Source organism: Cytobacillus firmus, from assembly GCF_023612095.1.
Taxonomy (GTDB): Bacteria; Bacillota; Bacilli; order Bacillales; family Cytobacillaceae; genus Cytobacillus.
This window is the reverse complement of the sequence record NZ_CP086235.1, coordinates 4,225,001-4,237,355: the sequence shown is the minus strand read 5'-3', so window position 1 is coordinate 4,237,355 and position 12,355 is coordinate 4,225,001. Positions and strand designations below refer to the sequence as shown.

Here is a 12,355-nt window from a genome sequence, read left to right as displayed (position 1 = left end):
TTATTTATGTTCTGAAACCATTTAGAAGATAGAACCATCCCGAGAAAAACACAGGAGTTTCCAGCGCGACAGCGAATATATAATAGGTTAGAATTAAATTTGGTAAATTGTAAATTAGTGGAATTATAGATATAGAAAAAGGGGAGAGATTTCACATGGAACGAAATCAGATGCACCCTGCAATTGAGAGGGTATTGGGAAATATTGAAAAAGTCATGATCGGTAAACGGGATGTCGCAGAGTTAAGTCTAGTGGCACTTTTAGCGGAAGGCCATGTATTGCTTGAAGATGTTCCGGGTGTCGGGAAAACGATGATGGTTCGTGCGCTGGCTAAATCAGTCGGAGCTGCATTTAAACGCATCCAGTTCACGCCTGATTTGCTGCCTTCGGATGTGACAGGTGTATCCATCTATAATCCGAAGGAAATGGAGTTTCAGTTCAAGCCTGGTCCCATTATGGGCAATATTATTTTAGCAGACGAAATCAACCGGACCTCTCCCAAGACGCAATCCGCTCTTCTTGAAGGGATGGAAGAAAGCAGTGTGACCATCGACGGAGTGACGCATCGTCTTGAAAGACCTTTCTTCGTTATGGCAACGCAAAATCCCATCGAGTATGAGGGAACCTATCCCCTTCCGGAAGCACAGCTGGACAGATTCCTTTTAAAAATGAAAATGGGCTATCCGGATATTGCGGATGAAATGGAGGTCTTGAACCGGGCACAGCGCATTCCGCCGATAGAAGATCTGGAAACGGTAATGGATCTGGCTGAATTACGCTCCCTGCAGACAGAAATTAAAGAAGTGCATGTGGATCAAACGATTAAACGCTATATTGTGGAAATTGCGGGTGGAACCCGTAACCACAGCAGTGTGTATTTAGGGGCCAGTCCGCGCGGTTCGATTGCATTAATGAAAGCAGCCCAGGCTTATGCGTTCATGTATGGACGCGATTATGTTCTTCCGGATGACATTCAGTATTTGGCGCCTGCTGTTTTTGTCCACAGAATTATCTTAAGGTCAGAGGCGAAATTTGAAGGCATTACCGCTGAAGAAGTGGTGGGTCGGGTCATTGCCAGGGTGCCTGTCCCTGTACAAAGGCTAGTGAAGTAAAATGAAACAGCTGTTAAATACACTGAAAGGTGTCTGGAAGCTGATTGTGCTATTTCTGCTTATTTTGTTCACCTTTTCGTATGCCATGTTCCAGGGCGGCTTTGTCAGCTGGTTTTTGTTTTACAGCTTTGTGCCGTTTGCTTTATACGCCCTTGGTCTGTCGTTTTATTCATTAAACGGCGTTAAAGTGGAGCGGATCCTGCCGAAAACAGAATACAATGCGGGTGAGCAGGCAGTGATTACTTTAAAGGTAAGCAGAGAATCAGTATTTCCTTTATTGTACCTCGTCATTGAGGATGAAATGAGCGAACAGCTCCTGCATGCCAGGAAGTCAAATGAAGCAAAGCGGCTTCTGTTTCCGGGGTTCCAAAAGGAAATGTCCATTCAATACAAGATTAACAGTCTGCCGAGGGGAGAGCATTTTTTTGCTTCAGTCCGTTTTAAAACGGGTGATCTGCTCGGTTTACTAGAAAAAGAAAGACAAGCCCCCGCTGAGAGCAGGATGATTGTCTACCCGGCGTATGAAGAGCTGATTTATAAGCCTATGGCCCATCATTATGACCAGGGAATGACTGCTTCAAAAGAGCGGGTGCAAAGAGATACTTCCATGGCAATCGGCATCAGGGAGTATCAGCCGGGAGACAGATTTTCCTGGATTAACTGGAAAGCCAGCGCTAAGCGAAATGAGATTATGACCAAAGAATTTGAACAAAGGCAATCTCACGATGTCTACATTCTGATGGACTGTGCACCAGATAGCCGATTTGAAGCTATCGTTTCCTTTACTGCTTCCATTGTGAGGTCGATTCTCCGTAAAGGAGCACAGGTAGGATTTTTGACCTCTGCAGCTGCCCGGACAGCTTTTCCAATCAGAGGCGGAGAAGCACACCAGCTTCAGCTGTTTCACCATTTGGCAAAAATAAAAGATTATTCGGCAGCAACCGTGGACCGGGTTCTTGAAGCAGAGCATTTTCTTCTGCAGCAGAACAGTCAGCTGATGATTGTTACAGCACAATTAACAAAAGCACTTATCGAGAAAGCCGGATTTTTTACGTCCAAAAGTGGGGCCTTGACGATATTTTTAATCAAAAATGAGCATGAATCTCCTTCCGGTGATGAACTGGCGCTTAAAGCCTCTGCGAATGCCAGGGGAATCCGGGTCGTTTTGGTTCATAACGGACATTTTGCAGATGTGTTTTCGGGGGTGTGCAAGTGATGGGCTATCAGCGGGTTCAAAAAGATTTTGCCACCTTTCTTCTATATGTTCTTGGCTTTTTCTTATTATGGGAATGGCTGCGCCCGGTTGAAGAGCTGACAGATACATCGAATATTTTCGTTTTTCTTGTGTTCCTTGTATTGTCACTCCTTATGGCTTTCTTTGGCGTAAGTCCAGTAATGAGCAGTGCTATTAAGGTGCTTTATATTTTATATGAGCTGCATTATTTGTATTTTGAAGGCTCCTTTTTTCATTTTTCATGGATAGCCGCGTTTGCATCGGATATGTGGCATAACTTTGGCTTGCTGGCTGGGAGAGACTGGCCCGCAATAACCAATCTTTTCAGAAGCCTGCTTTTTTTCATACTGCTGTGGCTGATGACCTATTTGATTCAGTACTGGCTGATTAATCGCAGGCAGATTTTCATTTTCTTTTTCATGACACTCATTTATATAACGGTCCTGGACACCTTTACGCCATACACGGCAGACGCAGCGATTGTCAGGACAGTTATTGCAGGATTTGCGGTTATGGGGATCTTAACGTTTAACCGTCTTCTGGAGCAGGAAGGGCTGAAGAAAGAAGCCTCCCTGTCGCGCAAATGGATGATTCCGCTGACGGCTCTGATCGCGCTAAGCACAGGTTTGGGATTTGCTGCCCCAAAGGCAGAACCGATTTGGCCCGATCCTGTTCCGTTTATAAAATCCTATGGGCAGAACAGCGGCAGTGATGGCCCGGGTATTCAGAAAATCGGCTATGGTGAAGACGATTCCCGCCTTGGCGGCCCTTTTATAGGAGATAACGCTGTGGTTTTCAGGGCGGAAGTGGAGTCCCGCCATTACTGGAAGGTGGAAACGAAGGATACGTATACAGGCAAGGGATGGGTAACCTCCCAGCCTGAAGGGGAATATCTTCCGTTTGGAATGGGAGAAGAAATCCCGGTTACATCGTTCATCGATAACGATGCAATTGAAACCAAAGATGAAGTAAGCTCGGTTTATACTTTTATGAATTACCCTCATGTGGTGTATCCATTAGGGTTAAAAAATATCGAAGCCTCGCCTTTCATTACCTATGAGCTGGAAACGGCCACAGAAAAGATCCGGACATTGGATAGCGGACGGTCGTTTGCATTGGAAGATTACAAATTGGATTTTGCGGTGCCTGAATACAGTGTGACTGCCATGAAGGCATCGGGAGCAAAAGCGGAATCACTTCCTGAGGAATTTTTGTCCCGATATACACAGCTGCCTGAAGAATTACCTGAACGAGTCAGGGAGCTGGCGCAGGAAATCACTCAGGATCAGCCGGATTGGTTTGAAAAAGCCAGGGAGCTTGAGAGGTATTTCCGAAGGGCGGAATATACCTACAGCCAGACAGACGTAGCTGTTCCGGATGAAAATGAGGATTATGTGGACCAATTTTTATTTGATGCCAAGCAGGGGTATTGCGACAATTTCTCTTCCTCTATGGTGGTTATGGCGAGGTCGATTGGATTGCCGGCAAGATGGGTAAAGGGCTATACAGAGGGAGAATTCAAGCAATCACTCGGGTCTGGTCTTCGCTTGTTTGAGGTAACAAATAACAATGCCCATTCTTGGGTGGAAATTTATTTTCCTGAAATGGGCTGGGTTCCATTTGAACCAACCCAGGGCTTTAATAATAACGTTCAGTTCAACTTTGACACTGCAGGTGAAAATACGAACCAGCCGGAGACAGAAAAGCCAAAAGAGACTGAGACTCCTGTCAAGCCGGACAAGCCGGACGTAACATCATCTGAAGAGTCGCCGTTTACTTTAGAAAAGCTTTTGGGCAATATAGAGTCTTTCTTTAAAGAACATTGGAAAGTCATCGGAGCAGCCGTATTGGCAGCTGCTTTGCTTGTTATCGTGATTTTCCAAAAACGGGGTAAATGGCTTCCTCATTATTTCATCTGGAGATTTAAAAGAACAAGGAATGATGAGCACTTCGCCAAGGCTTACCTGATTCTTTTAAAGGAATTGGACCGATACGGGTTAAAACGGAAAAGCGGACAAACCTTAAGGGATTATGCCAAGTATGTTGACAGCTTTTTCTCAACAAGGGAAATGAGCAGGCTGACAGCACACTACGAAGAGCTTGTCTACAGGGGGGTCCTGAAAGAAGGAAGCTGGAATGATACGAAGGAATTGTGGGAAAATTTAATTAAAAGGACAATAGCTTGACCGGGATTTGCGGCTGTTGTTACAATAGGCAAATAAGACAGCGGCATATTGTTCGGATTTTGCCGTTTTACACAATTAAATCATGCACCTTCATATATCCTCGATAATATGGTTCGAAAGTCTCTACCGGATCGCCGTAAATGATCTGACTATGAAGGCAGAAGAAGTTTTTTGCTATACGTGAGAACCGGAATTCTGCCTTCACTTTTTTTGTGGAGAAAGAGTTTCGGTTTTTTTTATTGTCCAGCTATCCGTTGATATATATGAAATGCTTGAGAAATTATATTTTTACTAGATATTTTATCTGCAGGAGAGAAGACTAAAGGCAATATAACAAATTTAATGAGGTGAACAGTGTGACGGGGAAAACAGAACTTCAAAATCAGGAAATGATCGTAGTACTGGACTTTGGAAGCCAGTACAATCAGTTAATCACACGCAGAATTCGTGAATTTGGTGTTTACAGTGAGCTGCATCCGCATACGATTACAGCTGCAGAAATCAAGGAAATGAATCCGAAAGGAATTATTTTTTCCGGAGGGCCTAACAGTGTATATGGCGAAAATGCCTTCCGCTGTGATGAAGAAATATTTGAACTGGGATTGCCGATTTTCGGAATCTGCTATGGCATGCAGCTGATGACCATGCATTTTGATGGTAAAGTAGAACCTGCCAAGCACCGTGAATACGGAAAGGCAATCATGAAGATTGAAAATGAATCCAAATTGTTTGCAGATCTTCCTCGGGAACAGACTGTCTGGATGAGCCATGGCGATCTTGTCGTAGAGGCTCCGGCCGGTTTTACAGTAGATGGTACCAATCCATCATGCCCAATTGCGGCGATGAGCAATGAAGAACGCGGTTTATACGCTGTTCAATTCCACCCTGAGGTGCGCCACTCTGTTCATGGAAATGATATGCTGAAAAACTTTGTGTTCGGTGTTTGCGGCTGTACTGGCGATTGGTCAATGGAAAACTTCATTGAAATTGAAATGGAAAAGATCCGCCAGGAAGTTGGAGATAAAAAGGTTCTTTGCGCATTGAGCGGCGGTGTTGATTCATCTGTTGTTGCCGTCCTTATCCATAAAGCAATCGGCGACCAGCTGACTTGTATTTTCGTCGATCACGGCCTGTTGAGAAAAGATGAAGCAGAAGGCGTCATGAAGACATTTGCAGATGGCTTTAATATGAATGTCATTAAAGTGGATGCCCAGGAACGCTTTATGAATAAGCTTAAAGGTGTGAGCGATCCTGAACAAAAACGTAAAATCATCGGCAACGAATTTATTTATGTATTCGATGATGAAGCTACTAAGCTTGAAGGCATTGAGTTCCTTGCACAAGGAACACTTTATACCGATATTATTGAAAGTGGAACAGCTACTGCCCAGACGATTAAATCTCATCACAATGTAGGCGGGCTTCCCGAAGATATGCAATTTAAGCTGATTGAGCCGCTTAACACGCTGTTTAAAGATGAAGTGCGCGCACTTGGAACAGAGCTTGGCATTCCCGATGAAATCGTGTGGAGACAGCCCTTCCCTGGTCCGGGATTAGGGATCCGCGTGCTGGGAGAGATTTCAGAGGACAAGCTGGAAATTGTACGCGAATCTGATGCCATCTTGCGCGAGGAAATTAAAAAGGCAGGTCTGGATCGTGATATTTGGCAATATTTCACTGTCTTGCCCGATATCCGCAGTGTCGGTGTAATGGGAGATGCCCGGACTTATGATTATACGATTGGAATCCGTGCGGTTACTTCCATTGATGGTATGACTTCTGACTGGGCACGTATTCCATGGGATGTACTGGAGATTATTTCAACTAGAATCGTTAATGAAGTATCGCATGTCAACAGAGTGGTTTACGATATTACAAGCAAGCCGCCTGCAACAATCGAGTGGGAATAAAATACGAACATTAATAAAAAGCGGACATGAAAATGTTCGCTTTTTCTATTGACTGGGACTTTTTGAGGTGTTATGATAAAGAAGAATTAAATATGTCGTTTTACGTCGTATAATCTTGGGGATATGGCCCAAAAGTTTCTACCGAGCTGCCGTAAATAGCTTGACTACGAGGTAAGTGCAAATAGGGATGTTTTTGCCTTTATTCTTCTTTGTTTTTCCCTATGGCAAGCACGAACCCAGTTGTCAATGCTCCGGTACTCAAATGCCGGAGTTTTTTTATTGTGAAAATAAAGATAGCCAATAGGGGAAAAGAAATGAAGAAGTACTTCCAGTTTGAAGAACTTGGTACTAACTATCGCCGTGAATTCATCGGCGGACTCACAACATTTTTAGCAATGGCTTATATTTTAGTCGTTAATCCGATTACTTTATCGTTAATGGATATACCGGATTTGCCGAATGCCATGAGAATGGACTATGGGGCAGTATTTGTGGCAACAGCAGTGGCTGCGGCAATTGGATCCCTATTAATGGGTGTGCTGGCCAGATATCCGATTGCACTTGCTCCGGGTATGGGATTAAATGCATTTTTTGCTTATACTGTTGTTTTAACGATGGGAATTCCTTGGCAGCATGCATTAGGCGGAGTTTTGATCTCAGGAATTATCTTTATCTTTTTATCACTTTCAGGTTTGCGTGAAAAAATCATTAACTCGATTCCTGCAGAATTGAAGTATGCTGTCAGTGCCGGAATCGGTTTGTTTATTACATTTGTCGGCGCTCAAAGTGCAGGGCTGATTGTCAATAATGATGCGGTCCTTGTTGGATTAGGGGATTTTACTGACGGGAATGTGCTCCTGGCCATTTTCGGCATCGTCATAACAGTAATCCTGATGACAAAAGGGATAAATGGCGGAATTTTTATTGGTATGGTAATCACTACTGTTGCTGGGATGATTGCCGGCTTAATTGATGTTCCAGGAAAGGTTGTTGATTCTGTGCCAAGTGTGGCTCCAACGTTCGGAGCGGCATTCGGGGCCTACAGCGACCCTTCATTCTTCTCAACCAGCATGCTGGTCGTTGTCCTGACATTCCTGTTCGTCGACTTCTTTGATACAGCGGGAACGTTAGTAGGTGTTGCCAACCAGGCGGGCTTAATGAAGGAAAATAAATTGCCTCGTGCAGGTAAAGCGCTTCTGGCAGACTCAACAGCAACAGTCGTTGGTGCGATATTCGGAACATCCACAACAACTTCCTTTATTGAGTCTTCCTCAGGGGTTGCGGCAGGTGCGAGAACAGGATTTGCATCGATTGTAACAGCGGGATTCTTCCTGTTATCATTATTCTTCTTCCCGCTATTAGAGGTTATAACTTCTGCGGTGACTGCTCCGGCGCTGATCATTGTCGGTGTACTGATGGTTGCTTCATTAGGCAACATTGATTGGACAAAGTTTGAAATTGCAGTTCCGGCCTTCCTTACTATTATTGCAATGCCATTAACTTACAGTATCGCAACAGGAATCGCAATCGGATTCATTTTCTATCCAATTACCATGATTGTAAAAGGGAGAATAAAAGAAATTCACCCAATCATGTATGTGCTGTTCGTCATATTTATTATGTATTTCATTTTCCTGAAGTAACAGGATGTGTGGGGCCCGCAGGATGCGGGTCTCTTTTTATATTTAATTAAATCGATTCGTTGACTTCACGTACAGGCTTTTATACCATGAGAGTACATTTGTTTAATGGGCGGGGAGAAGAGTATGGATGAATATAAGGTAAAAAAAGTGCTGAATAATAACGTCCTTATTGGTAGCCATGAGTCATTGGGAGAAGTCGTCCTGATTGGAAAAGGGATTGGCTTTAACCGGAAATCGGGCCAGCCAATCGATTCTGCTTTGGTTGAAAAGCTCTTTGTGCTTAAAAATGAAAAAGAGCAGGAGAATTATCTTAAGCTCATGCCTTATGTGGAGAATGAATTGCTTGAAGCAATTATTTCCTCGATCCAATTGATTAAACAAAGGGCAAACTCCGTGCTTAATGAACATATCCATGTTGCGCTGACTGACCACTTGATGTTTGCGATAACACGCATGAAGAAAGGGATGGAAATGAGAAATCCCTTTCTTATCGAAACGAAGACACTTTACCCATTCGAATTCGGAATAGCCCAGGAAGTTGTAAATCTTATAGGGCATCGCACGGGTATTTATTTGCCGGAAGGAGAGATTGGGTTTATTGCCCTGCACGTGCATAGTGCGGTAATGAATCGAAATTTATCCGAAGTGAATCAGCATTCTCAGCTGGTGACCCATCTCGTTAACATGATTGAAGACCAGCTGGACATTCAAATTGATAAAGACAGCATCGATTATATGAGGCTTGTCCGCCATATCCGCTTCACCATTGAAAGGGTTAATAAAGGCGAGGTCGTTGAAGAACCGGAAAAAATAACTTCACTCTTGAAAGAGGAATACCCGGTATGCTACAATCTCTCTTGGAAGCTCATTAAAGTAATGCAGCAAACATTAAAAAAACCAGTCTATAACGCAGAAGCTGTTTATCTGACTATGCATCTGCAAAGGCTTCAAAAGAAAATAAATTAATTACGATAGTATCTTGTCCAGAATTGGCAAGTCTTTACGTGTTACTGATTCGATCAGGCATGAGTGAAGAAAGGTAATTGAATTTAGGTAAATAGGGTATGATACCCTTGTGTGCACCTGAATTATATCCTTTTTTCCTCATGCCTTTTTTGTTTTTTAATGGTTGACGCTATTAAATGAAAACGCTTAATGAGTAAAAATTTTTAGGAGGTTAACATATGTTTAAAAAAGTATTTGGCGTTCTGCAAAAAGTTGGAAAAGCCTTGATGCTTCCTGTAGCATTGCTGCCTGCAGCGGGGATCCTGCTTGCTCTTGGTGCGGCTCTGCAGAATCCGGCGCTTCTTGAGCTGGCTCCGTTCCTGGATAACAGCGGGGTCGAGATCGTTGCCCAGGTTATGCAAAAAGCAGGGGATATCGTATTTGCTAACCTGCCGGTGCTATTTGCAGTCGGTGTAGCTGTTGGTTTGGCAGGCGGTGAAGGTGTAGCTGCGCTAGCTGCCATTATCGGTTATTTGATTATGAACGTGACAATGGGTACGGCTGCCGGAATAACGGCAGAGGATGTAAATGGACTTAATTATGCGAATATCTTAGGAATTCCAACTCTGCAAACAGGTGTATTCGGCGGTATTATAGTGGGGATTATCGCTGCTGCATTATACAACAAGTTCTACGAAATCGAACTTCCTTCATACTTAGGATTCTTTGCCGGGAAACGTTTTGTTCCCATTATTACGGCTGCAACATCAGTAATCCTTGGTTTGCTGATGCTGGTTATTTGGCCGCCAATCCAGGAAGGATTAAATGCTTTCTCACAAAACATGGTTCATGCGAACCTGACTTTGTCAGCATTTATATTTGGTTTAATTGAACGGTCGCTGATTCCTTTTGGTCTGCATCATATTTTCTACTCTCCGTTCTGGTATGAATTTGGACAGTATGTAACGAATGCGGGTGAAACAGTACGCGGTGACCAGCGGATTTTCATGGCGCAAATCAGTGATAATGTACAAAATCTTACTGCGGGTACATTCATGACTGGTAAATTCCCGTTCATGATGTTCGGACTTCCTGCGGCTGCATTAGCGATTTATCATGAAGCACGTCCTGAAAAGAAAGTGGTAGTCGGAGGTCTTATGGCGTCTGCAGCATTAACTTCTTTCTTAACAGGTATTACAGAGCCGCTTGAATTCTCATTCTTGTTCGTAGCTCCGATCCTGTTTGCTGTACACGCAGTGTTTGCAGGTCTGTCATTTATGACTATGCATCTTTTAGATGTAAAAATTGGAATGACTTTCTCGGGCGGTTTGATTGACTATATCCTATTCGGATTAATCAACCCTCAGACAAATGCCTGGATTGTGATTCCGGTTGGATTGGTATTTGCTGTGATCTATTACTTTGGCTTCAGGTTTGCCATCCGTAAATTTAATCTAATGACTCCTGGCCGTGAAGAAGTAGAAGATGAAGAATCAGCTGCTTCAGGCAAAGGCGGAGATCTTCCATATGAAGTTCTTGATGCTATGGGCGGACAAGAAAACATCGCTCATCTGGATGCTTGCATTACTCGACTTCGTGTTTCAGTAAACGATATTAAAAATGTAGACAAAGAACGCTTGAAGAAACTTGGCGCATCTGGAGTACTTGAAGTTGGAAACAACATTCAGGCTATCTTTGGCCCGAGATCTGAAACAATTAAAGGCCAAATGAAAGATATCATGAGCGGCAAAAGACCGCGCGCAGTTGAAAAATCTCCGGAAGGCGGAGTAGAGCAGCAGATTGAAGAAGTAAATCCTGAGGCTCTTCAGACTGAACATAAGGAAGATACATTCATTGCGCCATTAAAAGGTGAAATCAAACCAATTACAGAAGTGCCTGACGCTGTATTCTCAGGTAAAATGATGGGTGATGGTTTTGCGATTGTACCTTCAGAAGGAACTGTAGTTTCACCGGTAGACGGGAAAATCGTTAATATGTTCCCGACTAAGCATGCGATTGGCATCCTTTCAGATTCAGGCCGCGAAATCCTGATTCATGTGGGAATTGATACGGTTAACCTGAAGGGTCAGGGATTTGAAGCGTTAATTGCTGAGAATGACCGCGTAGAAGCGGGACAGCCGCTATTGAAAGTGGATCTGGATTATATCGGGGAAAATGCCACTTCTATTATTACACCGATCGTATTCACAAACCTTCAGCAGGGTGAAACAATCAAAATTAATAAGCCTGGCGCTGTTGACCTTAAAGAAAAAGATATCATCGTCATCTCAAAACAATAATATATAATATAGAAGAAACCAGCTGCGGTTAAAACAGCTGGTTTCTTTTTATTTGATAGGATAATAATTTTTTTGTGTTTTTTTTGAATAACTTGTTGACCCTTTGGGCAACAGGTGTTATTATAGAAAAACAGTCGCTTGAGACGTTAACAGCATTTAAAAGTTTTTAAAAAAGTTGTTGACGAAGTGATTGAGAAATGATATATTAATAAAGTCGCTTCTGAGCGGCGGATTGATCTTTGAAAACTGAACGAACAATACGTCAACGTTTAAATCATTAGTCTTTTTCGAAAAGACAACTCGAGCTTAATCAACTCTTATATGGAGAGTTTGATCCTGGCTCAGGACGAACGCTGGCGGCGTGCCTAATACATGCAAGTCGAGCGGACAGATGGGAGCTTGCTCCCTGAAGTCAGCGGCGGACGGGTGAGTAACACGTGGGCAATCTGCCTGTAAGACTGGGATAACTCCGGGAAACCGGGGCTAATACCGGATAATTCTTTTCCTCTCATGAGGAAAAGCTGAAAGATGGTTTCGGCTATCACTTACAGATGGGCCCGCGGCGCATTAGCTAGTTGGTGAGGTAACGGCTCACCAAGGCCACGATGCGTAGCCGACCTGAGAGGGTGATCGGCCACACTGGGACTGAGACACGGCCCAGACTCCTACGGGAGGCAGCAGTAGGGAATCTTCCGCAATGGACGAAAGTCTGACGGAGCAACGCCGCGTGAGTGATGAAGGTTTTCGGATCGTAAAACTCTGTTGTCAGGGAAGAACAAGTACCGGAGTAACTGCCGGTACCTTGACGGTACCTGACCAGAAAGCCACGGCTAACTACGTGCCAGCAGCCGCGGTAATACGTAGGTGGCAAGCGTTGTCCGGAATTATTGGGCGTAAAGCGCGCGCAGGCGGTTCCTTAAGTCTGATGTGAAAGCCCCCGGCTCAACCGGGGAGGGTCATTGGAAACTGGGGAACTTGAGTGCAGAAGAGAAGAGTGGAATTCCACGTGTAGCGGTGAAATGCGT

General features: G+C 43.9%; 7 protein-coding genes, 1 rRNA gene and 2 riboswitches (1 of these 10 only partly in view). All 8 genes read left to right on the top strand.

What is annotated here, in order from left to right; translation table 11 throughout:
• Positions 1-155: 155 nt before the first annotated feature.
• Positions 156-1,112, top strand: a complete 957-nt coding sequence (locus LLY41_RS21525) for an AAA family ATPase (RefSeq protein WP_304586569.1) — start codon at positions 156-158, stop codon at positions 1,110-1,112.
• A 1-nt stretch (position 1,113) separates the two neighbouring features.
• Positions 1,114-2,328 carry a DUF58 domain-containing protein gene (locus LLY41_RS21520; RefSeq protein WP_304586568.1) on the top strand — a complete coding sequence of 405 codons (1,215 nt, stop codon included), beginning with the start codon at positions 1,114-1,116 and terminating at the stop codon, positions 2,326-2,328.
• On the top strand, positions 2,328-4,532 hold the full coding sequence (locus LLY41_RS21515; protein WP_304588076.1) for a transglutaminase TgpA family protein: 2,205 nt from the start codon (positions 2,328-2,330) through the stop codon (positions 4,530-4,532). The genes LLY41_RS21520 and LLY41_RS21515 overlap by 1 nt, the downstream gene beginning before the upstream one ends.
• A gap of 70 nt (positions 4,533-4,602) precedes the next feature.
• Positions 4,603-4,704, top strand: a riboswitch (purine riboswitch).
• A gap of 217 nt (positions 4,705-4,921) precedes the next feature.
• The gene (gene guaA, locus LLY41_RS21510; protein ID WP_304588075.1) at positions 4,922-6,442 is read left to right on the top strand and encodes a glutamine-hydrolyzing GMP synthase; all 1,521 of its coding nucleotides are present in this window, start codon (positions 4,922-4,924) and stop codon (positions 6,440-6,442) included.
• A gap of 85 nt (positions 6,443-6,527) precedes the next feature.
• A riboswitch (purine riboswitch) is annotated at positions 6,528-6,629 on the top strand.
• Between the two features lie 127 nt (positions 6,630-6,756).
• Complete coding sequence (locus LLY41_RS21505) at positions 6,757-8,085, top strand: NCS2 family permease (RefSeq protein WP_304586567.1); 1,329 nt, start codon at positions 6,757-6,759, stop codon at positions 8,083-8,085.
• Positions 8,086-8,208: 123 nt separating this feature from the next.
• The gene (gene glcT, locus LLY41_RS21500; protein ID WP_304586566.1) at positions 8,209-9,051 is read left to right on the top strand and encodes a glucose PTS transporter transcription antiterminator GlcT; all 843 of its coding nucleotides are present in this window, start codon (positions 8,209-8,211) and stop codon (positions 9,049-9,051) included.
• A gap of 218 nt (positions 9,052-9,269) precedes the next feature.
• Complete coding sequence (ptsG, locus tag LLY41_RS21495) at positions 9,270-11,330, top strand: glucose-specific PTS transporter subunit IIBC (RefSeq protein ID WP_304586565.1); 2,061 nt, start codon at positions 9,270-9,272, stop codon at positions 11,328-11,330.
• A gap of 318 nt (positions 11,331-11,648) precedes the next feature.
• A 16S ribosomal RNA gene (locus LLY41_RS21490) occupies positions 11,649-12,355 on the top strand; it runs 843 nt beyond the window's last position.

Bases quoted from the DNA above. Each gene is read 5' to 3' on its own strand.
- guaA (WP_304588075.1), top strand. From the start codon at position 4,922: ATGATCGTAGTACTGGACTTTGGAAGCCAGTACAATCAGTTAATCACA.
- LLY41_RS21515 (WP_304588076.1), top strand. From the start codon at position 2,328: ATGGGCTATCAGCGGGTTCAAAAAGATTTTGCCACCTTTCTTCTATAT.
- LLY41_RS21505 (WP_304586567.1), top strand. From the start codon at position 6,757: ATGAAGAAGTACTTCCAGTTTGAAGAACTTGGTACTAACTATCGCCGT.
- glcT (WP_304586566.1), top strand. From the start codon at position 8,209: ATGGATGAATATAAGGTAAAAAAAGTGCTGAATAATAACGTCCTTATT.
- LLY41_RS21525 (WP_304586569.1), top strand. From the start codon at position 156: ATGGAACGAAATCAGATGCACCCTGCAATTGAGAGGGTATTGGGAAAT.
- ptsG (WP_304586565.1), top strand. From the start codon at position 9,270: ATGTTTAAAAAAGTATTTGGCGTTCTGCAAAAAGTTGGAAAAGCCTTG.
- LLY41_RS21520 (WP_304586568.1), top strand. From the start codon at position 1,114: ATGAAACAGCTGTTAAATACACTGAAAGGTGTCTGGAAGCTGATTGTG.